At 74.1% G+C, this 24,771-nt stretch carries 24 protein-coding genes and 1 pseudogene; 14 read left to right on the top strand and 11 right to left on the bottom strand.

The genetic code is table 11. The annotated features are described in order from the left end of the window. From ACSNN7_RS15030 to ACSNN7_RS15005, 6 genes and pseudogenes are all read left to right on the top strand, one after another. Positions 1–1,361, top strand: a pseudogene (locus ACSNN7_RS15030) (hypothetical protein); the annotation flags it as partial. 46 nt (positions 1,362–1,407) lie between these two features. Continuing rightward, the gene (locus ACSNN7_RS15025; protein WP_436681382.1) at positions 1,408–2,382 is read left to right on the top strand and encodes an alpha/beta fold hydrolase; all 975 of its coding nucleotides are present in this window, start codon (positions 1,408–1,410) and stop codon (positions 2,380–2,382) included. A 6-nt stretch (positions 2,383–2,388) separates the two neighbouring features. After that, positions 2,389–3,270: a DUF3152 domain-containing protein gene (locus tag ACSNN7_RS15020; RefSeq protein WP_436681381.1), complete on the top strand. Its 882-nt coding sequence runs from the start codon at positions 2,389–2,391 to the stop codon at positions 3,268–3,270. Between the two features lie 82 nt (positions 3,271–3,352). Beyond that, positions 3,353–4,189 carry a DUF3152 domain-containing protein gene (locus ACSNN7_RS15015; protein ID WP_436681380.1) on the top strand — a complete coding sequence of 279 codons (837 nt, stop codon included), beginning with the start codon at positions 3,353–3,355 and terminating at the stop codon, positions 4,187–4,189. A 110-nt stretch (positions 4,190–4,299) separates the two neighbouring features. Beyond that, a complete protein-coding gene (gene moeZ, locus ACSNN7_RS15010) occupies positions 4,300–5,481 on the top strand; it encodes an adenylyltransferase/sulfurtransferase MoeZ (protein ID WP_436681379.1) in 1,182 nt (393 codons plus the stop codon). 103 nt (positions 5,482–5,584) lie between these two features. Beyond that, complete coding sequence (locus ACSNN7_RS15005) at positions 5,585–6,418, top strand: squalene--hopene cyclase (RefSeq protein WP_436681384.1); 834 nt, start codon at positions 5,585–5,587, stop codon at positions 6,416–6,418. On the opposite strand, the gene ACSNN7_RS15000 is transcribed toward ACSNN7_RS15005, so the two are convergent. The 8 genes from ACSNN7_RS15000 to proB form a co-directional block, all read right to left on the bottom strand. Beyond that, complete coding sequence (locus ACSNN7_RS15000) at positions 6,402–6,917, bottom strand: SUKH-4 family immunity protein (RefSeq protein ID WP_436681378.1); 516 nt, start codon at positions 6,915–6,917, stop codon at positions 6,402–6,404. The genes ACSNN7_RS15005 and ACSNN7_RS15000 overlap by 17 nt on opposite strands. Positions 6,918–6,947: 30 nt before the next feature. After that, positions 6,948–7,565 (bottom strand): hypothetical protein, encoded by a 618-nt coding sequence (locus tag ACSNN7_RS14995; protein WP_436681377.1) that lies wholly within the window; start codon positions 7,563–7,565, stop codon positions 6,948–6,950. Next, complete coding sequence (locus ACSNN7_RS14990) at positions 7,562–8,188, bottom strand: hypothetical protein (protein ID WP_436681375.1); 627 nt, start codon at positions 8,186–8,188, stop codon at positions 7,562–7,564. Before ACSNN7_RS14990 ends, ACSNN7_RS14995 begins: the two co-directional genes overlap by 4 nt. Further along, complete coding sequence (locus ACSNN7_RS14985) at positions 8,181–8,675, bottom strand: WXG100 family type VII secretion target (RefSeq protein WP_436681374.1); 495 nt, start codon at positions 8,673–8,675, stop codon at positions 8,181–8,183. The genes ACSNN7_RS14990 and ACSNN7_RS14985 overlap by 8 nt, the downstream gene beginning before the upstream one ends. Positions 8,676–8,707: 32 nt before the next feature. Continuing rightward, positions 8,708–9,034, bottom strand: coding sequence for a hypothetical protein (locus ACSNN7_RS14980; RefSeq protein WP_436681372.1), 327 nt, complete (start codon positions 9,032–9,034; stop codon positions 8,708–8,710). 2 nt (positions 9,035–9,036) lie between these two features. Continuing rightward, positions 9,037–9,438, bottom strand: a complete 402-nt coding sequence (locus ACSNN7_RS14975) for a YbaB/EbfC family nucleoid-associated protein (protein ID WP_436681370.1) — start codon at positions 9,436–9,438, stop codon at positions 9,037–9,039. Between the two features lie 84 nt (positions 9,439–9,522). After that, entirely contained in the window at positions 9,523–10,767 is a 1,245-nt protein-coding gene (locus tag ACSNN7_RS14970) for a glutamate-5-semialdehyde dehydrogenase (protein ID WP_436681383.1), read from the bottom strand. A gap of 28 nt (positions 10,768–10,795) precedes the next feature. Next, positions 10,796–11,953 (bottom strand): glutamate 5-kinase, encoded by a 1,158-nt coding sequence (proB, locus tag ACSNN7_RS14965; protein ID WP_436681369.1) that lies wholly within the window; start codon positions 11,951–11,953, stop codon positions 10,796–10,798. Positions 11,954–11,966: 13 nt separating this feature from the next. Here proB and ACSNN7_RS14960 point away from each other — a divergent pair, with 13 nt between their 5' ends. The 5 genes from ACSNN7_RS14960 to ACSNN7_RS14940 all read left to right on the top strand — a co-directional run bounded on the left by ACSNN7_RS14960 (position 11,967) and on the right by ACSNN7_RS14940 (position 17,221). Continuing rightward, on the top strand, positions 11,967–12,281 hold the full coding sequence (locus ACSNN7_RS14960; RefSeq protein ID WP_436681368.1) for an MGMT family protein: 315 nt from the start codon (positions 11,967–11,969) through the stop codon (positions 12,279–12,281). Between the two features lie 32 nt (positions 12,282–12,313). Beyond that, positions 12,314–13,696, top strand: coding sequence for an MFS transporter (locus ACSNN7_RS14955; protein ID WP_436681367.1), 1,383 nt, complete (start codon positions 12,314–12,316; stop codon positions 13,694–13,696). After that, complete coding sequence (locus ACSNN7_RS14950) at positions 13,693–15,147, top strand: pyridoxal phosphate-dependent decarboxylase family protein (RefSeq protein WP_436681366.1); 1,455 nt, start codon at positions 13,693–13,695, stop codon at positions 15,145–15,147. Before ACSNN7_RS14955 ends, ACSNN7_RS14950 begins: the two co-directional genes overlap by 4 nt. Before the next feature lie 77 nt (positions 15,148–15,224). Then, complete coding sequence (locus tag ACSNN7_RS14945; RefSeq protein WP_436681365.1) at positions 15,225–15,803, top strand: NADH-quinone oxidoreductase subunit B; 579 nt, start codon at positions 15,225–15,227, stop codon at positions 15,801–15,803. 101 nt (positions 15,804–15,904) lie between these two features. Then, a complete protein-coding gene (locus tag ACSNN7_RS14940) occupies positions 15,905–17,221 on the top strand; it encodes a DUF2252 domain-containing protein (RefSeq protein WP_436681364.1) in 1,317 nt (438 codons plus the stop codon). 17 nt (positions 17,222–17,238) lie between these two features. Here the strand turns inward: ACSNN7_RS14940 and ACSNN7_RS14935 are convergent, their stop codons facing one another. Next, a complete protein-coding gene (locus ACSNN7_RS14935) occupies positions 17,239–18,285 on the bottom strand; it encodes a glucose 1-dehydrogenase (protein ID WP_436681362.1) in 1,047 nt (348 codons plus the stop codon). 273 nt (positions 18,286–18,558) lie between these two features. On the opposite strand from ACSNN7_RS14935, the gene ACSNN7_RS14930 reads away from it, so the two are divergent. Further along, positions 18,559–19,341 carry an NADH-quinone oxidoreductase subunit C gene (locus ACSNN7_RS14930; RefSeq protein ID WP_436681361.1) on the top strand — a complete coding sequence of 261 codons (783 nt, stop codon included), beginning with the start codon at positions 18,559–18,561 and terminating at the stop codon, positions 19,339–19,341. Beyond that, positions 19,341–20,303: an NADH-quinone oxidoreductase subunit NuoH gene (gene nuoH, locus ACSNN7_RS14925; protein ID WP_334449541.1), complete on the top strand. Its 963-nt coding sequence runs from the start codon at positions 19,341–19,343 to the stop codon at positions 20,301–20,303. The genes ACSNN7_RS14930 and nuoH overlap by 1 nt, the downstream gene beginning before the upstream one ends. Positions 20,304–20,435: 132 nt before the next feature. Here the strand turns inward: nuoH and ACSNN7_RS14920 are convergent, their stop codons facing one another. Beyond that, positions 20,436–21,473: a glutathione S-transferase family protein gene (locus tag ACSNN7_RS14920; RefSeq protein WP_436681360.1), complete on the bottom strand. Its 1,038-nt coding sequence runs from the start codon at positions 21,471–21,473 to the stop codon at positions 20,436–20,438. A gap of 123 nt (positions 21,474–21,596) precedes the next feature. On the opposite strand from ACSNN7_RS14920, the gene ACSNN7_RS14915 reads away from it, so the two are divergent. Continuing rightward, a complete protein-coding gene (locus ACSNN7_RS14915) occupies positions 21,597–22,004 on the top strand; it encodes an ester cyclase (RefSeq protein WP_436681359.1) in 408 nt (135 codons plus the stop codon). Between the two features lie 96 nt (positions 22,005–22,100). Here ACSNN7_RS14915 and ACSNN7_RS14910 read toward each other — a convergent pair whose 3' ends face one another. Further along, positions 22,101–24,662, bottom strand: coding sequence for a carboxypeptidase-like regulatory domain-containing protein (locus tag ACSNN7_RS14910; protein WP_436681358.1), 2,562 nt, complete (start codon positions 24,660–24,662; stop codon positions 22,101–22,103). Positions 24,663–24,771 lie beyond the last annotated feature (109 nt).

The raw sequence follows: 24,771 nt of genomic DNA, 5'->3' as shown, positions 1-24,771 counted from the left end.
ACCGCCGCTCCGCCCCCGATCCGGCACCTCCGGCCGAGCCGGCCGTGGAGGACGGGACGCCGGACCCCGGCGCGGCGGTGCTGCCGCAGCGCGTCCCCGCCGAGCCGGACGTGCCCGTCGTGCCGGAGCTGCCAGCCGTGGAGCCACCCGCCGAGACCCCGGAACTCGCCCGCATCGCCACCCATCTGCGCCGCGACGACGAGCCCGCCCCGTTGCGGGAGCGGCCGGAGGGCTTCGACGTCAACGCCATCCTCGACGCCGTGCGGGAGGTGCCCGGCGTCCGGGACGCCGCGTTGCGCCGTACCCCGGCCGGCGCGCACAGCCTCCGGCTCGATCTCGCCGACGGTGCCGATCCGGCCGAGGTGAGCCGGGTGGTGGCCCGGCTGCTCCAGGAGCGGATGGGGTTGGCCGCGGCCCCGCAGAACCTGCCCGGCACGGCTCCCGCGCCGGCGCCGCTGCGCCGCCGCTCCGCCGAGACCCGCGCGCCCGAGTCGCGGGGCGCCGACGCGCGTCCCGGCGAGACGGGGGCCGGGCCGCGCGACGCGGAGTCCGGTCCCACCGAGCTGCGCCGCCAGGATCCGGGGGCCGGTCCGGCGAGGCGGTCCCGCCCGGCCGATCCGCCGGGCGCTCCGGCCGATCCGTCCGGTGGGGAGGGCCGCGCGCCGGCCGCCGCCGGTCGGCTCCTCTCCGACCAGGCACCCGGCGCCCGCTCTGTCGCCGCGTCCACCCCCGCGCCCGGCCGGGTCGAGGACTATCCGAGCACCGTCGCCGGGGTGCCGCGCCGGCGACGCCAGGTCTCCACGCACCGGGGCCGGGCCAGTGTGGACGAGGCGAGCCTGTCGTCCGCGCCACCGGCCACCGGCAGCCCGGCCACGCTCGGCACGTCGTACTCCGGTGGGCAGATGACCACGACGGAGACGGCGCCCTCCCGGCCGCTGGACACCGGCGGCGCGCCGGGGCCCCGGGTGGTGATCGACCACGTCCAGGTGAGCACCTTCGGCCTGGACGCCACCGTCGAGGTACGCCTGCTCGCCGGCGGCGAGACCGCGTCCGGGCACTCCACCGGGCCGGCCGTGGACGGGTACGTCCTGCGGCTCTGCGCGGTGGCCGCCGCGGCGGCGGTGGACCATCTGCTGCGGGGCGGCGAGGGTACGGCCGAGCGCGGGCGGTGCTTCGTCGAGCACGCGGCGGTGGTGCCGTTCGGCAACTGCGAGGTGGCCACTGTGGTCGTGCTGCTGGTCTGCGACGGCTGGGTCGAGCAGCTCGCCGGCTCCGCGCTGGTCGCCGGTGACCCCCGGCAGGCGGTGGTCCGCGCGACGCTGGCCGCCGTCAACCGTCGCCTGGAGGCGTTGCTGGCCTGAGCGGGTGTGGTGTACGCCGGCGGTCGTGCTGGGCACACTGGAAGGCATGAAGCGCGCCGCCCTCTGGCCCGACCACCTGCTGCCCGCGCCGCACGTCCCGCCGCCCTGGCCCGGCCGGGAGGTACGTCTCGACGGGACGGTCACCTACGTGCGGGACACCCCGGCCACCGGCCCGGACGCCGAGCCGGCGCTGTACGTGCACGGGCTGGGCGGCTCGTCGCAGAACTGGACGGACCTGGCCGGCCTGCTCGCCCACCGGCTCGACGGGCAGGCCATCGACCTGCCCGGGTTCGGGCGCAGCGAGCCGGGGCGGCGCTACACGATCCCGGCCTTCGCGCAGCGGGTGGTCCGCTGGATCGAGCACTCCGGCCGGGGGCCGGTGCACCTGTTCGGCAACTCCCTCGGCGGGGCGATCGCGGTGCACGTGGCGGGGCTGCGGCCGGAGCTGGTGCGTACCCTCACCCTGGTCTCGCCGGCGCTGCCCTTCCTGGACTTCCGCCGCTCCCTGCAGGGGCGGATGCTGCCGCTGCTGGCCATCCCCCGGGCGGAGCGGCTGGCGGCCTGGCGGCTGGCCCAGCTCCCGCCGGAGGTGATGGCGCAGCAGGTGCTCCAGGCGTGCTTCGCCGACCTGAGCCGGATCAACGAGCAGCGCCGGCAGGAGGCGCTGGAGGAGATCCGGGTGCGTTACGAGGCCGCGCACTACGCCGCCGCATACGTCCGGACGTTCCGTGGCCTGGTCTCCAGCTTCCTGCGCTCCTACCTGCCGGGGCCGGGGTCGATGTGGCGGATCGCCGCGGCGGTCCAGGCGCCGACGCTGGTGGTGGGCGGCCTGCAGGACAAGCTGGTGGACGTGCGGGTGGCGCCGCAGGCGGCCCGGGTGATCCCGGACAGCCGGCTGATGATGCTCGAAGGGGTCGGCCACGTCGCGCAGGTGGAGGTGCCGCGCACGGTGGCGCGCGCCGTGTTGCACCTGCTGGCCGAAACGGAGGTCGCACCGAAGGGGTCCGACATGGCAGGCTGACCCCTGATGTCCGAGTTCCTCTCCCACGGTCACCGGCGCGCGCGTGCGACCCCGCGTGGCCGCCGCGCACCCGTCACCGGCCGTCGGCTGACGGTGCTGTTCCTGGCGATGCTCGCGGTGGTGGTCGGCGCGGGCGGGGCGCTTTCCGCCGGCCGTCCCGGGGCCGTCGCCGACACGCTCGCCGCCGTGACGCCGGCCCCCGGGCCGACCGGCGCGCCGGCTACCCCGTCGCCGTCGCCGCCGGTCACCCCCAGCCCGTCCGCGACCAGCCCGACCCCGGTGCTCCAGCTCGCGGGACCGGTGCCGGCCGCCGGGCCGGGCACCTTCGCCTACGACGACCGGCCCGGCCCGGTGCTCGGGCGGGCGGGCACGGTGCAGCGGTACCGGGTGGCGGTGGAGCACGCGGCCGGCGAGGACGTGCACGCCTTCTCCGACGAGGCGCAGGCGGCACTGGCCGGCCCGGGGAGCTGGGTGGACAGTGGCCGCTTGCGGTTGCGCCGGGTGCCGGCGGGCGAGGCGTACGACTTCACGGTCTACCTGGCGACGGGGGCCACGGCGTGGCGGATGTGCCGGGCCGGGGGAGTGGACATCCGGGTGGGCGGCCGGCCGTACACGTCCTGCCGGGCACCCGGACAGGTGATCATCAACCTGGACCGGTGGCGGAGATCGGTGCCGCACTTCGTGCGGGCCGCGGTGCCGCTGTCGCTCTATCGCGCCTACGTGGTGAACCACGAGGTGGGCCACCAGTTGGGGCACCGCCACGAGCGGTGCCCGGGGCGGGGCCGGCCGGCGCCGGTGATGCAGCAGCAGTCGCTCTTCCTGGACGGCTGCACCGCGAACCCGTGGCCCTACCTCGACGGCCGGCGGTACGTGGGGCGTCCCGTCTGAGCCCTGGCGCGCGATCTGAAACTTACTCGCGTAGTCGACGGTAAAGCGCTGATATGCCCGATTAGTCTGCCATGCTGGTCGGGTGAGCCCATTCCCGCGCGCCGAGGGTGACGGACCGGAGCCGAGCGCCCCGGCCAGGCCACCCGTCGGCGCCGTCCGAAGCGGACCGGTGCGGATGCCCCGCCGCCGCCGGCTCGCCGCGCTGCTCGGGCTGGTGTCGCTCGGCGCGACCGTCGCCACCGTCGCCCTGGTCCGGGCCGACGACCGGCCGTCCGCGCCCTCGTCCACCGGGGTGTCGCGGGCGCACGGGTACGGGGCCGGCGACCATGCCACGCCCACCGCCTCCCCGAGCAGTGGCGATGGCCGCTTCGTCACCGCCGCCGGGCGCTCGCCATTGCGCGGATACGACGGGGCGCTGCGCCGCTACCGGGTGGCGGTCGAGGAGGGCACCGGGCAGGACGTGGACGCCTTCGCCGCCACCGTGGACGAGGTGCTCGCCGACCCGCGCAGCTGGATCGCCTCCGGTGAGCTGCGGGTACAGCGGGTGTCCGAGGCCGACGCCGCCGACTTCACCGTCTACCTGGCCACCCCGGCGACCTCGGAGGCGATGTGCGCCGAGGGCGGGCTGAGCACCGAGGGCTACACCTCCTGCCGGCTGCCCGGTCAGGTGATCATCAACCTGGCCCGCTGGATGGACGCCGTTCCCCACTACGGCGCTCCGCTGGCGGTGTACCGGACGTACGTGGTCAACCACGAGGTCGGGCACGAGTTCGGCGAGGAGCACCAGGCCTGCCCCGGCCCCGGCGCGCCGGCCCCGGTGATGCAGCAGCAGACGTACGGCCTGGACGGCTGCGTCGCCAACGCCTGGCCGTACGTCGACGGGGTGCGCCATGAGGGCGTACTCGTCCCCGGTGTCTGAGTTATTCCCGCTCCCGCATGTCGGGCGACGTGTCCCTCCTCATGGCCGAGCGTGGCCGGGCCGAGCGACAATGGCGCGGTCTGCCACCAGCCGATCCCGGGGAGTCCACCGTGTCGCTGCCCCCGCTCGTCGAGCCCGCCGCCGAGCTGACCGTTGACGAGATCCGCCGCTACTCGCGCCACCTGATCATCCCGGACGTCGGGGTCGAGGGGCAGAAGCGGCTGAAGAACGCCCGGGTGCTCTGCGTCGGCGCCGGCGGTCTCGGCTCGCCGGCCCTGATGTACCTCGCCGCCGCCGGCGTCGGCACGCTCGGCATCATCGACTTCGACACCGTCGACGAGTCCAACCTCCAGCGCCAGATCATCCACGGCGTCTCCGACGTCGGCCGGTCCAAGGCCGAGTCCGCCGCGGCGAGCATCCGCGAGATCAACCCGCTGGTCAACGTCGAGATCCACAACACCGCGCTGGACCGGGAGAACGTCCGCGACATCTTCTCCCGGTACGACCTGATCGTCGACGGCACCGACAACTTCGCCACTCGGTACATGGTCAACGACGCGGCGGTGCTGCTCGGCAAGCCGTACGTCTGGGGTTCGATCTACCGCTTCGACGGCCAGGCCTCGGTGTTCTGGGCCGAGCACGGCCCCTGCTACCGGTGCCTCTACCCGGAGCCCCCGCCGCCCGGCATGGTGCCCTCCTGCGCCGAGGGCGGCGTGCTCGGCGTGCTCTGCGCGTCGATCGGCTCGATCCAGGTCAACGAGGCGATCAAGCTGCTCGCCGGCATCGGCGAGCCGCTGGTCGGCCGGCTGATGGTCTACGACGCCCTGGAGATGTCCTACCGCAAGATCAAGGTGCGCAAGGACCCGAACTGCGTGCTCTGCGGCGAGAACCCGACGGTCACCGACCTGCTGGAGGACTACGAGGACTTCTGCGGCGCGGTCTCCGAGGAGGCGCAGGAGGCGGTGGTCGACGCCACCATCACCGCGCTGGAGCTCAAGGAGTGGCAGGACGCCGGCAAGGACATCTACCTGGTCGACGTCCGCGAGCCCGCCGAGCACGAGATCGTCCGCATCCCCGGTGCCACGCTGATCCCCAAGGGCGAGATCATCTCCGGCGAGGCGCTGGCGAAGCTCCCGCAGGACCGGCAGATCGTGCTGCACTGCAAGTCCGGCGTCCGCTCCGCCGAGGCGCTCGCCGCCCTCAAGGCGGCCGGGTTCCGCGACGCGGTGCACGTGCAGGGCGGTGTGCTCTCCTGGATCAAGCAGATCGATCCCTCGCTGCCCGCGTACTGAGCGACGGCCGGGGCCGGCGGCGGGCCACTCACCCGCCCCGGCCTCGGCCGATTCACCGAGGCGCGATCACCTTTGCGCAGGTAGCGTGACCGCCGTGGTGGACATGGACGCCGCTATCGGCTTCGTCGTGGCGCACGGGGACGCGGTGGACCGCGCCCGGCTCTCCCGGCTGCGCACCGGCGCGCCGGTGCCGGCCGAGCTGCTCGACGCCGCCGAGGCGGGCCAGACCCCTGACGGCGGCTGGTCGGCCGTCCTGGAGGGTGCCGTCGGTTCCGTCGACGCGACCTGCTTCCGCCTGGCCGAGCTGGACGACCTGGGTGCCCTCGGCCGTCCGGCGGCCCGGCACGCACTGGACTGGCTCGCCGCCCGGCAACTGCCCGACGGGAGCTGGGACGAGGACCCGTCGCTGGCCGGCCTCGCCCCGGAGTGGGCCCGGCCGGGCGATCCGGAGGCCCGCTTCTACCTCACCGCCAACGCCGGGTTCTGGCTCACCGTGGCCGGCCTGGACGCCCGCGCCGCGGGCCCGCTCGACCACCGCGTCGGCGGCGCGTACGCCGGGGTGGTGCAGGCGGCGGCACACGCCGTCGCCGCGCAGCTCGCCGCGGACGGCGGCTGGCCGTCCTTTTTGCCCGCCGGCTGGCTGAGCGCGGCCGTGCTGCACCGGCAGGAGATGTACTACGAGTCGGCCCGTATCCAGGCGGTGCTGGCCGAGCGGATTCCGCAGCTGTCCCCGGCCGACGTGGCCTGGCTGGCCGCGACGCTGCGCCGGGTGGAGGTGGGCGAGGAGCAGTGGCTGCTGGTCTCCGCCCGCCGCCGGCTCGCCGAGACCCAGCGCAGCGACGGCGGGTGGGACAGCGACGACGGTCACCAGTTCGACGTGCACACCACGTTGCGGGCGATCCGGGCCTGCCGGGCGGCGGTCACTTCAGCTGACTGATCACCAGCGGCCACCAGCCGTCGGGGGTGAACGCGGCCGGGTCGATGCTCTCCAGCACCATGCGCAGCGTCTCGGCCCGCTCGGCCCGGCCCGGCTTGCCCTCGTCGGCCTCGACGAAGAGCGCGAACTGGTAGAGGAACTCGACGAAGGTGCGGAAGCTGCTGTTGACGGCCTGGATGTCCTGCTGATCCAGGTCGAACTGGAGGATCTCGCCGGTCCGCGGGTCGAGCACGTAGAGCAGGTCGGGGTTGTCGGCGACCGCGCCCACCACGATCAGCCGGACGTCCAGCGAACCGTCGGCGGTGCTCAGCTGGATGGTGTCGTACAGCTCGATGTCGCCTTCGAGGAAGGCGGTGTAGACGACCGCCACGTCGAGCGGGATCTCGTCGCCGGCGGGGAGCAGGTCGGGACTGAAGCCCCCCTCCAGCCACGCCTCGCGCGGGTACGGGATGAGCTCGTCCTCGCTCCACAACGCGGTGAACCGCGGATCAGCTGCCATGACCGTCCTTAAGCAGGGTCGACGGGTGGGTCAGGAGGACAGACCGGCGGCGATCAGCAGTCGCCGCCAGTTGTCGGCGTACTCGCCGGCGTGCCGGCCCTTGCGCAGCCGTTGCTCGGGCGCGGCGGGGCCGAAGACCACGGCCATCAGCTCCGGGTAGCGGGGGCCGAGCACGTGCTCGTCGAAGAAGGTGGCGACATCGGGGGCGATGACGGTGAACTCGACGTCCTCGTCGGGGTGCTCGTACTGGTAGACGTAGGCGCTGGACTCCATGTAGTACACGTCCAGGTCGTCCAGGTCGAGGTAGATCGGGTCGCCGCCGCGGATATCGTCGCGCAGGCCGCGGGGGACGCTGTCCATCTCGTAGCCCACGATCAGTGGACTGCCCATCGGGTCGTTCGGGTTGACCTCGTACTCCGCCCAGCCCTGCGGGGTGCGGATCTGCTCGGGTGCGTGGAACCGGAAGTTGTCGCCCTCCAAGCGCTCGAAGAGGCTGTAGACCTCGGCGACGCCGGGTAGGTCGGCGATCGGCTCCAGCGCCGCCGGCCCGCCGATGTGGACACCGAAGCCGTGCTCGGACTCGACCCGGGTGAGCAGCTCCAGCTTCTCGGCGATCCGGGCGAGGACGGCCGGGTCCGGCCGGGTCATGGCAGGACCCTCACGATGACCGGGGTGCCCTCGGGGACGTCGCGCAACGCCACGGAAATCTCGCGGCCGATCTCGCGGTTGGTCCAGGCGTCCATCAGCCTGAGGTTAGCGTATTCGTCCTTTCCGTCGAGTTGCAGCTCCTGGACGTGGTCCGGATCGAAGCCCTGGCCCCGCGCGGTGATGTCCCCCCGGCCGTAGAGACGTTGCACGAGGTCCCGGTTGGCCAGGTACTGGTTGGTCGCCGCGGTGCCGTGGTGCTTGGTCAGTCGCTCGTTCCTGGTCAACCGGCGGATCACCCGGTCCCGGAAGACGTTGGTGCGGGTCCGGGTGCCCGGCGTGGTCCCCCGGCCGCCCCGGTGGTAGACGCTGTTGGCCGTCCGGTCCGACTTCGCCTTGCTCAGCCGGCCCTCCTGGCCGAGCCGGACCAGGTCCTTGGCCTTGCGGTCGAAGTCCCGCTTGTCGAAATCCGGCCGGTTGCGCAGCACCAGCACGGCCGGGCCGCGGGGGGTGGTGCCGGCCGTCTTGGCGGTGCGGAACACGTCGGCGTTCTCCAGGTACGCCGAGACGATCTTGGCACCCTTCGCCTGCGTCTGCCGGGGCGGCGAGGTGCGCTTCTTAGCCATTGAGCACCGTGTCCACGGCCATGCCGATGAGCTGGTCGACGATCAGGCCGGTGATCATCTTGAAGATCGGGATCTGGAGCAGGGACGCGCCGAAGGTGACCGCCGCCGTGGCGATCGCCTGGGCGATCTGGATCGCCAGCACCACCAGCTGGATGATCACGTTGATCTTCAGGGCGAGCACCACACCGGCGGCGGCCATCAGCCCGATCCCGATGACGCTCGCCGGGTTGGCGGCGTCGGCGATGTTCCGGGCCGCCGACTCCTTGTCGTTCCACTCACCGGCGAACGCGGTGAAGCTCTCTCCGCGGTTGGTGTCGAGCACCGTCCGCGCCGCCGACTCCAGTTGGGCGACCGAGCCGTTGATCCGGTCCGCCATGCCGGTCCACTCGCCGGCGAGCCGGAAGATCGCCGTCTCGTCGGACTCCGGCCAGTCGTACCCGATCATGGAGAGCAGCGAGGCGAGTTCACCCGGCAGCGTCAGACCCACGCCGGCTCCTTTCGTCGTCCGTCGGTGGCGGTTCAGCCACCCAGTGAGCCGAGGATCGAGCGGAACGAGGCGCTGACGCCCTCCTCGATTTCTCGATAGCTCTCGGCCATCCCCTTCAGGCCGTCCGCGTAGCTCTCCAGCTCGGCGACGTTGGTGCTGAAGCACTCGGTGAGCGCCTCCACGCAGGCCTGGTGCCCCATGCTCAACAGCATGCCGATCTCGTCGCCGCCGAAGGCGTCGGCGTAGCCGCCCGCCGCCGCCTGGAAGGCCTCGAACGCCTGGCGGACGCTCTCCTTGGCCTGGGCGAGCTGGTCCGCGCCCTGGCGCAGGGCGTCGATGTCCACGTCGAGCGGTTCCACGGTCAACTCCGCTGCTGAAGCTTGCGCATGGTCTCGCTGATCGCGGTGCTGATCTCCCGCATCTGGCGCAGGCCCTGGTCCTGGAGGCGCTCCACGGTGGCGGTCATCGCGGCGAGGTCGGGCATCGGCTCGGTGCCGGCGACCACCTCGGCCTGGCCGTCGAGCGCCGCGTTCACCGCCCGCCGCAGCTCGTCGGCCAGGTAGTCCGAGCCCTCCCGGAGCACCCGGGGGTCGAGGTCGACCGCGCTGAGCCGACCGTCGACGCCGACCGTGACGCGGATCCGCCCGTCGGCGGCCTCGGCGACCGACTCGACCCGCTCCGGCGGGACCACGGAGCGGCTCACCTCCCGCAGCGCGGCGCGTGCCTCCGCCAGTTGCTGCTCCAGGGCGCTCTCGCCCAGCATGCTGCCTCCCCAGACGAGCCGTGCCGAACCGGCCCCAGCCTAGCGACCGGGTGCGACCCCTGGGTGACCCTCCACTGGCGAGGGTCAGCCGCGCAGGTGCCCGTCCCCGGTCACCACGTACTTCGTCGAGGTCAGCTCGGGCAGACCCATCGGGCCGCGGGCGTGCAGCTTCTGGGTGGAGATGCCGATCTCGGCGCCGAAGCCGAACTCGCCGCCGTCGGTGAACCGGGTCGAGGCGTTCACCATCACCGCCGCCGCGTCCACCCGGGCCACGAACTCCCGGGCCGCCGCGGCGGAGTCGGTCAGGATCGCCTCGGTGTGCCCGGTGCCGTAGCGCCGGATGTGGGCGACCGCCGCGTCCAGCGAGTCGACCACGGCGACCGAGATGTCCGCCGAGAGGTACTCGGTGGCGAAGTCCTCGTCGGTGGCGGGCACCACCGCGTCGGAGAACGCCGCCACCCGGGCGTCGCCGTGCACGGTCACCCCGGCCTCGGCGAAGGCGGCCAGCATCGGCGGCAGGAAGGCGTCCGCGACCGCCGCGTGCACCAGCAGCGACTCGGCGGTGTTGCAGGTGGAGAGCCGCTGGGTCTTCGCGTTGAGAGCGACCGCCACCGCCTTCGTCACGTCCGCCGCGGCGTCGACGTAGACGTGGCAGTTGCCCACCCCGGTCTCGATCACCGGCACCGTCGACTCCTCGACCACGGTGCGGATCAACGACGCGCCGCCGCGCGGGATCAGCACGTCGACCAGGCCGCGCGCCCGCATCAGCTCCTTGACCGAGTCGCGCGTGGTGGCGTCGAGCAGCTGCACCGCGTCGGCCGGCAGGCCCGCCCCGGCCACCGCGTCGCGCAGGACGGCGACCAGCGCCGCGTTGGAGTGTGCCGCCGACGAGGAGCCGCGCAGCAGCGCCGCGTTGCCGGACTTCAGGCAGATGCCCGCGGCATCCACGGTGACGTTCGGCCGGGCCTCGTAGATGATGCCGACCACCCCGAACGGCACCCGGATCTGGCGCAGCTCCAGCCCGTTGGGCAGGGTCGAGCCGCGGACCACCTCGCCCACCGGGTCGGGCAGCGCGGCCATCTGGCGCAGCGCGTCGGCGATGCCCGCCACCCGGCCCGCGTCGAGCGCGAGCCGGTCCAGCACGGCCGCGCTCAGCCCGGCCGCGCGCCCGGCCGCCAGGTCCGCCTCGTTCGCGGTCAGGATCTCCGGGGTACGCGCCACCAGCGCGTCGGCCATCGCGTGCAGCGCGGCGTCCTTGGCGGTACGCGTGGCGACCGCCAGCTCGCCCGCCGCGTCCCGGGCCCGGCGGGCCTGCTCGCTGACGCTCATGCCGGCACTCCCGCTCATCGCCAACTCCTCACAGCAGCACGAGGTCGTCGCGGTGGACGACCTCCCGTTCGTACGCCGGGCCGAGCGCCGCGGCGAGTTCTCCGGTGGAGCGGCCGAGCAGCCCCGGCAGCTCCACCGCGTCGTAGTTGACCAGCCCCCGGGCCACCGGCGCGCCGTCGGTGTCGACCAGGTCGACCGGGTCCCCGGCGGTGAACGCGCCGTCGACGGCGGTGATCCCGGCCGGCAGCAGCGACTTGCGCCGGCCCACCACCGCCTGCACCGCGCCCGGATCGAGGTGCAGCCGGCCCCGGGGCGCGGTGGCGTGCGCGAGCCAGAACAGCCGGGCCGTCGGCCGCCGCCGGCTCGGATGGAAGAACGTGCCGACCGGCTCGCCGGCCAGCGCCGCACCGGCCAGCGGCGCGGCGGTCAGCACCACCGGGATGCCGAAGCCGGTGGCGATCCGGGCCGCCTCGACCTTCGTGACCATGCCGCCGGTGCCCACCCCGGAGCGGCCCGCGCCGCCGATGTCGATGCCAGCCAGGTCGCCCTCGCCGTGCACCTCGGTGATCCGGGTGCTGCCCGGCTGGGTCGGGTCCCCGGTCCAGAGCGCGTCCACGTCGGAGAGGAGCACCAGCAGGTCGGCGTCGACCAGGGCGGCGACCAGCGCGGCGAGCCGGTCGTTGTCGCCGAAGCGGATCTCCTCGGTGGCGACCGTGTCGTTCTCGTTGACGATCGGCACCGCGCGCAGGTCGAGCAGCTTGCGCAGGGTCCGGTACGCGTTGCGGTAGTGCGCCCGCCGGGTCACGTCGTCGACGGTGAGCAGCACCTGCCCGACGGTGAGCCGGTGCCGGGCGAAGCCGGCCGCGTACCGGCCGATGAGCAGGCCCTGCCCGACGCTCGCCGCAGCCTGCTGGGTGGCCAGGTCGCGGGGACGCCGGGGCAGCCCGAGCGGGGCCAGGCCGGCGGCGATCGCGCCGGAGGAGACCAGCACCACCTCCCGGCCGTCGGCGGCGAGCACGCCGAGGGCGTCGACCAGGGCGTCGACCCGGGCGTCGTCCAGCCCGCCACCGCCGGTGGTCAGCGAGGACGACCCGATCTTGACGACGATCCGCCGGGCCTGGGTGACTGCTTCGCGCACCCGCCCATTCTGCGCGGTCGGTCCTGCACGGCCCGGCAGGCTTCCCATATCGTGGCCGGTCGTGACGCCTGAGGAGTACGTCGAGTCGGTGCTCGCGCTGGTCGAGCGGATCCCACCGGGCCGGGTGATGTCGTACGGGGCGGTGGCCGACGCGCTGTCGGAGCGCTCGGGCCGGTCCTCGGCCCGGCTGGTCGGCTCGATCATGGCCCGGCACGGCGGCGGGGTGCCCTGGCACCGGGTGGTGACCTCCGCCGGCCGGTTGCCGCCCGGGCACGAGGTCGAGGCGCGGGCCCGGCTGCGGGCCGAGGGCTGCCCGTTGCGCGCCGCCGGGGTGGACATGTCGGCGGCGAGCTGGTGGCCGGAGGAGGGGATGTGACCGGGGCCATAACGTGAGTAACATTCGGCCCCATGGACGCGCCGCCGGCGGAAGCCGACCCCTCGGTCGCCGGCCCGGCCGGGGCGCGGCGCCCCGACCCGCTGCCCCGCCGGGTGCACGCCGGCTACGCCCTCGGCTCGCTGTCCACCGGCGCGTTCGGCACGGTGCCGGGGCTGCTGCTGCTGCCGTACCTCACCGACACGCTGGGCGTGGCCGCCGGGGTGGCCGCCCTGCTGGTGCTGCTGCCCAAGGCGTGGGACGTGCTGGTGAACCCGGTCGCCGGGCGGCTCTCCGACCGCACCCGCTCCCGCTGGGGACCGCGCCGGCCCTGGCTGCTCGGCGCCGGGCTGGCCCTGGCCGTGCTCTTCGCCGCCATCTTCGCCGCGCCCTTCGGCGCCGGTCCCGCCGCCGGGGCGTACGTGGCGGTCGCCTTCCTCGCCACCGCCACCGCGTTCGCCTTCTTCCAGGTGCCGTACGTGGCGATGCCGGCCGAGCTGACCGGCGACCGCGCGGAGCGTACCCGGCTGATGACCTGGCGGATCGCGGTGCTGGCGCTGGCCATCCTGGTCTCCGGCGCGGTGGCCCCGATGGTGGTGACCGCGACCGGCGACGGCCTGGTCGGGCACCGGTGGATGGGCCTCTTCGTCGCCGCGCTGATCGCCCTCGGCGCGGTCGGCGCCTTCCTCGGCACCCGCGCGGTCGCGACCGGGGCGGTGACCGCGACCGAGCCGACCCTGCGCGCCCAGCTCGCGGTGGCCGCCGGCAACCGGCCGTTCCGGGCGTTGCTGCTCTGCTTCGTGATCCAGTCGGCCGGGGTGGCGACCATCCTGGCCGGGGTCAGCTACTTCGCCGACCAGATCCTGCGCGACCCGCAGAACGGTCCGACCCTGCTCTTCGCCTGCTTCGTCGGGCCGGCGCTGCTGGTGATGCCGCTGTGGACCCGGCTCGGCGCCCGGCTCGGCAAGCGCACCGCCCTGGTCGCCGCCTCGCTGCTGCTCGCCGCCGGAGCGCTGGCCCTGGTCGCCGCGCCCGCGCTGCCCGCCGCCGCCGTCTACGCGGTGGTCGCGCTGCTCGGGGTCGGGTACGCCGGCCAGCAGGTCTTCGCCCTGGCCCTGCTGCCGGACTGCGTCGCCGACGAGACCGCGCGGACCGGCCGGCGGCAGGCGGGCGTCTTCACCGGCCTGTGGACGGCGGGGGAGACCTTCGGGCTGGCCCTCGGCCCGGGCCTCTACGGCCTGGTGCTCCAGGTCTCCGGCTACGTCTCCTCCGACACCGGCACCGCGGCGGCCCAGTCCGACCAGGCCCGGCTGGGCGTGCTGCTCGGCTTCACCGTGCTGCCCGCCCTGCTGGTCGGGCTCGCCGTGCTGCTGCTGCGCGGCTGGACCCTGCATCCCGACCCGAAGGGCGAAGCATGATCGACTCCGACGGCGCACCCGCCGAGCAAGTGCTGGCGGAGATCCGTGAGCTGCGCGCCCTCGACCGGCCGACGCACGGCGGGCGGCTGTTCGCCTACGTCTACGACCCCGCCGTGCCCGGCCTGGACGAGCTGGCCGCCGCCGCGCACGCCGCCAGCGCGCACGTCAACGGGCTCGACCCGACCGCCTTCCCGTCTCTGCTGGCCATGGAGAACGCGCTGGTCGGGGCGGCCGCCCGGCTGCTCGGCGGCGGCCCCGGCACGACCGCGCCCGAGGTGGTCGGCAGCGTCACCAGCGGCGGCACCGAGTCGCTGATCCTCGCCGTCAAGGCGGCCCGCGACGCCCGCCCCGAGCTGACCGCCCCCCGGATCGTGGTGCCGGCGAGCGGGCACGCCGCCTTCGCCAAGGCCGCCCACCTGCTCGGGGTCACCCTCGATCCGGTGCCGGTCGACCCGCAGACGCTGCGCCCGGCGGTGGCCGGCGTGGCCGCCGCGATCCGCCCGGAGACCGTGCTGGTGGCCTGCTCCGCCCCCTCGTACGCGCACGGCGTCGTCGACCCGGTGGCGGAGATCGCCGCGGTGGCCGCGGCGGCCGGGGTGCGCTGCCACGTGGACGCCTGCTTCGGCGGCTGGACCCTGCCCTACCTGCGCCGGCTCGGCGTGCCGGTGCCGCCGTTCGACTTCGCCGTCGACGGGGTCACCTCGATCTCGGTGGACCTGCACAAGTACGCGTACGCCCCGAAGGGCGTGTCGCTGCTGCTGCACCGCGACCCGGCGCTGCGCGCCCCGCAGTACTTCGCGTACGCGGACTGGCCCGGGTACACGATGGTCAACCCGGTGCTCGCCTCGACCCGCTCGGGCGGTCCGATCGCCGCCGCGTACGCCACCCTGCGACACCTCGGCGACGCCGGCTACCTGCGGCTCGCCGCCGCCACCCGGGACGCGGTGACCGCTCTGGCCGACGCGGTCCGTGCCGTCGACGGGCTGCGGCTGATGGCCGAGCCGGAGTCGACCGTGGTCTGCTTCACCGCCGCCGACCCCGAGCTGGACCTCTTCGTGCTGGTCGACGAGCTGACCGCCCGGGGCTGGCACACCCAGCCGCAGCTGCGGTACGCGGACCTGCCGGCGAGCGTGCACCTGACCGTGACCGCCTCGGTCGCGCCCCGGGTCGCCGAGTTCGGCCCGGACCTGGCCGCCGCGGTGGCCGCGACCCGGGCGGCCGGACCGGTCCGGCTCCCCGCCGAGCTGCGGGCGCTGGCGACCTCGCTGGCCCCGCAGGCGCTCACCCCGGAGCTGGTGGCCGGCCTGGCCGCCGGATTGGGCCTCGACGGCGCCCGGGGCGTGCCGGAGCGGATGGCCGTGGTGAACACCCTGCTGGACGCCGCCCCGCCGGCGCTGCGCGAGCGGCTGCTGGTCGAGTTCGTCAGCCTGCTGCAACGCCCGGCGTACTGAGCCCGGGCGGCCCCGGGGCGACCGCCCGGCGCTGTGGTTGACTGGCTTGTCGGGTGGGAGACAGGAAGGGGGCGGCCGTGCAGCTGCCGGGAGTGCTCGGCGAGCCGATCCGGTTCGTGCTCAACTGGGGCCGCCGCTACTCGCTCTGGGTCTTCAACTTCGGCCTGGCCTGCTGCGCGATCGAGTTCATCGCCACCAGCATGGGCCGGCACGACTTCATCCGGCTGGGCGTGATCCCGTTCGCCCACGGCCCCCGGCAGGCCGACCTGATGGTGGTCTCCGGCACGGTCACCGACAAGATGGCCCCGGCGATCAAGCGCCTCTACGACCAGATGCCCGAGCCGAAGTACGTCATCTCGTTCGGCGCCTGCTCCAACTGCGGCGGCCCGTACTGGGACTCGTACTCGGTGACCAAGGGCGTCGACCAGCTCATCCCGGTCGACGTCTACGTGCCCGGCTGCCCGCCGCGGCCGGAGGCGCTGCTGCACGGCATCCTCCTGCTCCAGGAGAAGATCGCCGCCGAGCAGTCCGGGATCGGCGGGGTGTCCCGCCCCGACGCGCTCGCCTCGCCCTCGGACGCCGCGCCCCGTGCCGACTCCCCGCGCCGTCCGGTCGGCTCGCTCACCTCCCCGCCGGTCCGCCCACCGGCGTCCTGAACCCGCACCGGGTGGGCGGTCCGGTGGGTGCCCGACCGGCCCGCCCGGCCGGTCCGCTCGAACGACGCCCCCGCTGGCGGCCGGCAGCTAGCCTGCGGTCCATGACCCCGTCCGCGGAGCAGCGTTCCGCCTTCATCGTCGACGTGCTGACCGAGGAATTCGGCGCCTCGATGGCACTCGACCCGGCGGCCTTCCGCCGCAAGTTCCGCAAGATGGCCGCCTCCCCGTTCGCCTTCTACCGGGGCAGCGCGTCCCTCTTCTACGCCGACCAGCGCGGCGACTTCGCCGACGAGGCGTTCCTCGACGGGCGGACCAGCCAGGTCTGGATCCACGGCGACCTGCACGCGGAGAACTTCGGCACCTACATGAACGGCTCCGGGCAGCTGGTGTTCAACGTCAACGACTTCGACGAGGCGTACGTCGGGCCGTTCTCCTGGGACCTCAAGCGGCTCGCCGCCAGCGTCGCCCTGCTCTGCTACGCGAAGGCCCTCTCCGACCAGGTGATCAGCGACCTGGTCGCCCGGTTCGCCCGCTCCTACCTGACCGAGCTGCGGGCCATCGCGGCCGGCGGGGACGACGCGATCGGCTCGATCACCCTGGACAACGCCGACGGCGTGCTGCGCCGGGTGCTCCAGCAGGCCCGGCTCAACACCCGGGTCGACCTGCTCACCGCCCAGACCACGATCGACCACTACGAGCGCCGCTTCTCCCTCGGCGACGGGGTGTTCGAGATCGACGCGGCCACCCGGGAGCAGGTCTGCGCCGCCTTCGAGGACTACCTGACCACGCTGCCGCAGGCCACCGCGCGGCTGCGTCCGGTAGCCACCCGGATCAAGGACGTCGTGCTGCGCAAGGGCGTGGGCATCGGCTCGGCCGGCCTGCCGTCGTACAACCTGCTGCTGGAGGGGCACACCCAGGCGCTGGAGAACGACGTGGTCATCTACATGAAGCAGGCGCAGGTGCCCGCGGTGGCCCGGCACATCGAGGACGAGCGGGTCCGCGGCTACTTCCGGCACCAGGGCCACCGTACGGCCGAGTCGCAGCGGGCGCTGCAGGCGCACGCCGACCCGTGGCTGGGCTTCACCGAGCTGGACGGGATCGGCCAGCTCGTCGCCGAGGTCTCCCCGTACGCCGCCGACCTGGACTGGGCGAACGTGAACGAGCCGGACGAACTGGCCGGGGTCCTCGGTGACCTGGGCCGGGCGGTGGCCCGGATGCACTCGGTAGCCGACGACGAGTCCAGCCACGACCTGGTGGACTACTCCACCGAGGAGTCCATCGTGGCGGCGGTCGACGCCGACGAGGCGGGGTTCGTGACCCACCTGGTCGACTTCGCGCACGCGTACGGTGTCCGGACCCGGACCGACCACCAGCTCTTCGTGGACCTGTTCCGCAACGGCCGCCTCCCCGGGATCTGACCGCCCCGGGCGCCGGCTCAGAGAGTGAAGTCCAGCACCGTCTTGATGTCCCCGCCGGTGTGGGTGTACGCCTCGGCGTGCGCCGACACCGGCAGCCGGCGGGTGATCAGGGACTTCAGCCAGGACTGGTCGGCCCGGGCGAGCGCCTCGGCGGCCAGGTCCCAGTGCCGCCGGTTGGCGTTGACCGAGCCGAAGACGACGTTGTTCTCCAGCACCAGTTCCCGGTTGAGCGCGCCGGCGTCGAAGTCGATGGTCCGGCCGCCGCTGGAGACGCCGGTCAGGCAGACCACGCCGATCGGACCGACCTTGCACATCGCGTCCAGCACCACCGGCGGCGCGCCGGTGCACTCGACCACCACGTCCGGTACCAGGTCCAGCTCGGCCACCGGCTCCGTGTGGTACGTCGCGCCGAGCGCCCGGACCAGCTCCGGCTTCGGGCCGGTCTTGTTCCGGTCCAGCACGTGCACCGCCAGCCCACGCTGCATGGCCAGCAACGCGGCCAGCAGGCCGATCGGCCCGGCGCCGGTGACCAGCGCGGTCTGCGGCTTCCACTCGGCGCGGCTGCCGACCCGCTCGATGTGGTCCCAGGCCTTCGCCACCACGCTGGCCGGCTCCAGCAGCATGCCGACCGGCGCGAGGGACGGGTCCAGGCCGACGGCGAACTTCGGTTGGATCCGCCACCGGTCCCGGGCGAAGCCGGGCAGGCCCTTGATCCCGTGTTCGGTGTACAGCCCGTTGCGGCACATGTCCCACTCGTCAACCGCGCAGTTCGGGCAGGGCACCGGGTCGGGGCGCCGGACCACGCCCGCCACCAGGTCGCCCGGTTGCAGGGTGCCGGTGGAGTCCTCCAGCACCCGGCCCAGCGCCTCGTGCCCGAGCACCAGCCGCTCCTGCCCGGGCGGCGCCTCCCCGTACTGGCCCGCGACGATCTCCAGATCGGTGCCGCAGATGCCGACCGCCAGCGCCTCGACCAGGATCTCGCCCTCCTCGGGCGACGGCTCGGGCCAGTCGTCCACCAGTCGCAGGGAGTCGGGCGTCCCGGGAGTCACAGTGACAGCGCGCACGGTGACCATCTTTCCCCCTCCGGCGGCCACCCGCCGGGCAAAGCGGCCAGATGCCCGGCGCCGGGCGGCCCGACACGGCCGCGGGCCAGCGGCCTCAGGCCGTGTTTCATGAGGACTGGCCGGCCTGCGGCGGGCCCAGACGACGTCCGGCCGCGTTGCGGGTTCGTCCGGATACAACGCCGGTATCCGGACGAACCCGCGCCTTGCCGGACCGCCGTCTGGACTCCGCCTCGGCTCGACCGCCCTCATGAAACACGGCCTAGGATCAGCGGCATGACTCCGGAAGAGGTCGGCCAGCGGGTCGTCGCGCTGCTCGCACCGGTCGAGGCCACCGCGTCGGTCTCCGGCGGTCAGTCCCACGCCCGCGCCACCGTCGACGTACCCGTCGCGAGCTGGGTCGACGCGCTGCGCGCGGCGCGCGACGACGCCGAGCTGGCCTGCGACTTCTTCGACTGGCTCTCCGCCGTCGACGAGCTGGCCACCGGGTTCGACGTGGTGGTGCACCTCTGGTCGACCACCCGCCGGCACGGGGTGCTGCTGCGCACCCGGGTGCCCCGCGAGTCGCCGACGGTGGCCTCGGTGGTCGACCTCTGGCCGGGCGCGGCCTGGCACGAGCGGGAGACCCACGAGATGTTCGGCATCGACTTCGCCGGTCATCCCAAGCTGGCCCCGCTGCTGCTGCCCCCGGAGTTCGAGGGGCATCCGCTGCGCAAGGAGTTCGTGCTCGCCTCCCGGGTCGCCAAGCCCTGGCCGGGCGCGAAGGAGCCGGGCGAGTCGGAGGCCGGTGGTGGTCGCCGCCCCATCGGGCCGCCGGGCGTACCCGCGCCGGGGGAGTGGGGCACCACGCCGACGCCCGCCGGCGCGGCCGGCGTGGGCGAGGGGCCGCGCGGCGGCACCCCGGCCCGCCCGGCCCGGGAACGGCCCGCCCGGCCGGCTCCCGGTACCCGTCCGGCGCGTACCCCGAGGGCCGCGGCGCCCGGTGACGGCCCGGCGCCGGCTGCGGGGCCCGCCGCCGGCGACGGCCCGGCGCCGCGCGACGAGGAAGGGACGGCCTGATGCCGACCTGGTTGGAGCTGGTGATCCGGGTCGGCGGCGTGCTGGTCGCGTTCCTCACCCTGCCGCTGCTGGTGGGCCAGGCCGAGCACAAGGTGATGGCGCACATGCAGGGCCGGCTCGGCCCGATGTACGCCGGCGGCTTCCACGGCTGGGCGCAGCTGGTCGCCGACGGGGTGAAGTTCGTGCAGAAGGAGGACGTCACCCCCCGCGAGGCGGACCGGGCGGTGTTCCGGCTGGCGCCGGTGGTGGCCCTGGTGCCCTACCTGCTGGTCCTGCTGGTCATCCCGCTGGGCCCGGACGACCTGGTCGGGCAGCCGCTGGACATCGGCCTCTTCTTCGTCCTCGCCGTGGTCGGCGTCGGCGTGGTCGCGGTGCTGATGTCGGCCTGGGCCTCGGCCAACAAGTACAGCCTGCTCGGCGGCCTGCGCGGGGCGGCGCAGCTGCTCGGCTACGAGCTCCCGCTGGTGCTCGCCGCCGCCTCGGTGGCCATGGCGGCGGGCACGCTGAGCCTCTCCGGCATAGTCGAGGCGTGGCAGCCCTGGTGGCTGCTCTGGCAGGCCCCCGCGATGTTCGTCTTCTTCGTCGCCGGGCTGGCCGAGATCCGGCGGCCCCCGTTCGACATGCCGATCGCCGACTCCGAGCTGGTCTTCGGCTACATGACCGAGTACACCGGCCTGCGCTTCGCCTTCTTCCTGCTCGCCGAGTACGTCGGCATCGTGGTGATCGCCGCGCTGACCACCGTGCTCTTCCTCGGCGGCTGGCAGGGCCCGTTCGCCGACGGTCAGCTCGGCTGGCTGTGGACGCTGCTGAAGGTCTTCGCGGTCTCCTTCGTCATCATCTGGCTGCGGGTGTCGTACCCGCGGCTGCGCGAGGACCAGCTGCAACGCCTCTGCTGGCTGGTGCTGGTGCCGCTCTCCCTGGCCCAGCTGGTCCTCACCGCCGCCGTCCGCCTCGCCCTCTGACGCGCGCCAGCGCTCATGTAATCCGCCGCGCCGCGCTGATGATCGCGCCGCTTCGCGGCGAGTCGGGGTGTCCGGGCGTCGGGACACCCCGACCCGCCGCAAAGCGTGCGGAGGACCGGCGGCCGCGCGGCCTCAGCGCAGCGGAGTGTGGGCGGGGTCGACCCGCTCGTCGGCCGGCGGGGGCGGCGGGGGAGTGCCGTCGCCGAAGGGCCGCCCGCCGAGTTCCTCCCGGCCGTGCGGGGTCAGCCAGTTGGACAGGTCGGGGCCGAGCGGCACCACGCCGGTCGGGTTGATGTCCCGGTGCACCTCGTAGTAGTGCCGCTTGATGTGGTCGAAGTCGACCGTGTCGCCGAAGCCCGGGGTCTGGAACAGGTCCCGCGCGTACGCCCAGAGCACCGGCATCTCGGTCAGCTTGCTGCGGTTGCACTTGAAGTGGCCGTGGTAGACCGGGTCGAAGCGGGTCAGGGTGGTGAAGAGCCGGATGTCCGCCTCGGTGATGGTGTCGCCGACCAGGTAGCGCTGCCCCGCCAGCCGCTCGCTCAGCCAGTCCAGCCGGTCGAAGAGCTGGTGGTACGCCTTCTCGTACGCCTCCTGGCTGCCGGCGAAGCCGCACCGGTAGACGCCGTTGTTGACGTCCCGGAACAGCACCGCGCTGATCTCGTCGATCTCGTCACGCAGCCGCTCCGGGTAGAGCTGCGGCGCGCCCTCGCGGTGGTACGCCGTCCACTCGGTGGACAGGTCGAGGCTCATCTGCCCGAAGTTGTTGGTGACCACCTGCCCGGTCGGCACGTCCACGATCGCCGGCACGGTGATGCCCCGCTCGTAGCCGGGGAACCGGGCGAAGTACGCCTCCTGGAGGCGCTCGATGCCGAGCACCGGGTCACGCCCGCCCGGGTCCAGGTCGAACGTCCAGCTCCGGGCGTCGTGGGTCGGCCCGGCCACCGCCATCGAGATGGCGTCCTCCAGCCCGAGCAGCCGCCGTACGATGATCAACCGGTTCGCCCAGGGGCAGGCGCGGCTGACCGCCAGCCGGTACCGCCCCGGCTCGACCGGGTAGCCGTCCCGCCCGTCGGCGGTGATCCGGGTGGCGATGTAGCGCTGGTCGCGGGTGAACTCACCGCCCGGCTCGACGTACTTGCCTCCGGTCGTCTCGCTTGCCGTCTCGCCCACGTCGCCCCCTGGAATCCGTCCGTCGTCTCCGTTCCCATCTTTGCCGATCTCGCCCGCTCCGACCCGGGGACCGCCCGCACGTGTGACGGCGGGGCCCCGGCGGCAAATGGCTAGGCTGCCCGGATGACCGATCTGGAGGCGGTGGCGCGGCGCTTCGTCGCCGACGTGTGGAACGCCGGGCGCGAGGAGTCTGCGTACGAGCTGGTCGGGGCGGCGTGCCCGGGGCTCGGCGGGGCCGGGCCGGAGGCGGCCCTGGCCTGGCATCGGGACCGCCGGGCGGCCTTCCCCGACCTCCGCTACAAGATCGTGGACGTGGTGGCCGCCGGTGACCGGGTGGCGGTGCGCTGGCGGGCCGCCGGCACCCAGGCCGGGCAGTTCGGCCCGGTGCCGCCGACCGGGCAGGTGGTCAGCTACTCGGGGGCCACCTTCCTGCGCTTCGACGGTGCGGGGCGGATCGTCGACGTGTGGAGCGTCAACGAGCTGTTCCAGCTCCTCCAGCAGCTCGGCGTGGAGATACTGCCGCCGGCCTGATCGCCACGACCGCCGCAGGGAGCCCCGCAACGGCCGCGGCCCGCGCCGACGCCCTTCGCGGGGGACTGTCGGCACGGGCCGCGGAGACGCCGGGGCTCAGCCCGGCTTCGAGGGGCCCTCCCGGGTCGCGACCGGGACGGCCAGGCACGTGCTGCCCGGCACCATGCGGATGCTGTCGACGATCTGCTGCGGGGCGATGCTCACCACGGTCGGCCGGGGAGTGCCCCCGGCACCCCCGGTCGCGCCGCCGGCCACGTACCAGCACGGCTTTCCGCTGCCCGGCACGTAGCGCAGCAGCAGCGGACCGGCCGGCAGCCCGACCATCGCCTCGTCGTACGCCCGGCGGTAGACCGCCACCAGGTCTCCGGTGCTCGGGTGGTACGCCTCGACCGACCAGTACGTGCCCGCGCCGGCACCCACGTCGAACTGCCGGATGGTGCCGTCGTGGGGCAGGGTGACCGGCGGGGCGGTCACCGTCGCGTCCGCCTTCACCTGCACCGGGGTGGCCAGGTACCGGTTGGTGGCGTTGCCGGACCAGGCCAGCGCGAAGGGCGAGTCGTCGCCCATCCACTGCCCGGTGTACTGCAACGGCCACCGGTACGGGCCGAGCCCGGTGATGGTGAACCGGCCCTCGTACGGGCCGCTGGTGAAGACCGTGCAACCCCGGGCCGCTCCGCCGGGCAGGTCGGGCTGGCCGGCGCCGGCCTGCACGCAGCCCTCGACGAACTTGCCGTCCGCGCCCTGCACGGTGCCGGTGATCGAGCCGGCCCGGTCGAGGCGGATCGGTGCGGTGCTGGTCACCGTGCCGACGTTGAGGTTGAGGACGCTCGCGGTGCGGCGGTCGCCGGTGCCGCCGGTGGTGGCGTACCACTGGGCGCCCCACGGCTTGGTCGACTGCACGAAAAGCTGCGTCGGGCCGGCGGGCAGCGGGCCGACGGTCAGCGAGCCCGAGGCGTCCGAGCAGTACCGACGGTCCTGGTTCTCCTGGCGGAGCGGGGTGGTCGGAACCGACACACCGGAGACCGGCGTGACGCAGATACCGGCGACCTTGTTGCCCGCGCCGTCGACCACGCTGGTCTTCACGGTGGCCGCCGGTTCGATCTCCAGGGTGAGGCGGGTGGCCTTGCCGGACGTGACCCGGATGTCGCCGACCGCGCGCTGCCAGTACCCCGGGCCGGGCGTCACCCGGGCAGTCTCCGTCCGCTGGGTGGTGGCCCAGACCACCGGGAAGGTGACCCGGTTGGAACCGCTCGGGGTGCAGGCCTTCTCGACCGACTCGACCAGTTCCACGCAGCCGCTGACCGGGGCGCGGGTGCTCTTGTCCACCAGGTCGATCTCCACCGAGCCGGCGGGCACCAGCCGCTCATCGACGACGGTCGTCCCGCCCTCGGTGACACCGACGATCGCCGCCTCCTCCGCGGTCGCCACGCCCGGGTGGAACTGGCGGGTCCGGCCGGCGGCGTAGAAATACACCCGGTAGTCACCGGGCGGCACCCGATCGAGCCGGTACTCGCCGTCGACGGCGATCACGCCGCCCCGCCACGAGCCGTCGACCGCCTTGGCCACCACGGACAGCGACCAGGGCATGGTGCCGCCCTGCTCCGGCATGACCCGGCCGCGGATCGTGCCGCCACCGACCCGCAGCGCCACGTCGGCCGTGGTGACCTCCTCGCCCGAGGTGGTGTAGAGGGTCGCGTTGTCGAAGTCGTTGGCGTCCTTGGCCCACTGCTCCGGGAAGCCCTCGGCCTGCACCCGCAGGCGGTACTGGTACTGGTACCAGAGGCGTTCGATGCGGTAGCGCCCGGTGGCGTCGGTGCAGGACCGGCCGACCTCGCCGCCGCGGTCGGCGTTGACGGCGGTCACGCAGGCGCCCGCGACCGGCTCCCCGGTGGCCCGCGCGGTGACCAGGCCGGCGATCGTGCCGTTGCCGATGCTCGTCGGCGGCGCCTCCGAGAGGTACCGCTCGTCGACCGAGGTGCTGCTGCCGGCGGTGACCGTGAAGACAGTCGCGTCGCTCTGGTTCGCCCGGCCCGGCACCCACTGTCGCGGGACCGAGCCCTCCGGCCCCACACCGAGCCGGTACGCACCGACCGGCAGCCCGGCCAGCCGGTACCGGCCCTCGTTGTCGGCCAGGGCCTTGGCCCGCCAGGCGCCGTCGACGGCGACCGCGGTCACCTCACTGGCGTACGCGGGGCTGCCGTCCGGGTGCGTGATCCGGCCGTGGAAGCCGCCCACCTCGGTGACCATGCTGAGGTCGGCCCGGCCGGTCGTGCCGGGCTCCACGTGCAGCCGCTCGCTGTTGTAGTAGTCCGGGGCGCTCGGCCACCAGACGTCGGGCCGGCCGGTCGACCGGGCCCGGATGTGCACGCCCCAGAAGGACTGCCCGGTGACCCCGGTGAAGGTGTAGGTGCCGGTGGTGTCGGTGCAGCGGGTCGTCAGCGCCTGTTCCGCCGTCTGCATCAGCGAGACGCAGGCGCCGGCGAGCGGCGCACCCGTCGCCCGGTCGGTCACCGTGCCGGTGATCGTGGCGCCGGGCTCGGCCTGGGCTGCCGTCGTGCCGAAGAGCACGGCGGCGAGCGCGGCCATCGCCGCGATCACCCGGGTGGTGGTCTTCTTCATCCGGCCGTGGTCCCCCTCGTTCGTCGGCCGGAGCAGCATAGATGATCAGCTAAGTCCCCGGTGTCTGCGCCGGGCCGGGGTCCGGGTCACCCGCGGCGGATGCCGTCGATGGTCCGCGCGCCCGGCGGCGGGTGGTCGCCGGGCAGCG

It is taken from the genome of Micromonospora sp. URMC 105, from assembly GCF_051386295.1.
Classification (GTDB): Bacteria; Actinomycetota; Actinomycetes; order Mycobacteriales; family Micromonosporaceae; genus Micromonospora.
This window is presented reverse-complemented; position numbering and strand designations above follow the sequence as displayed.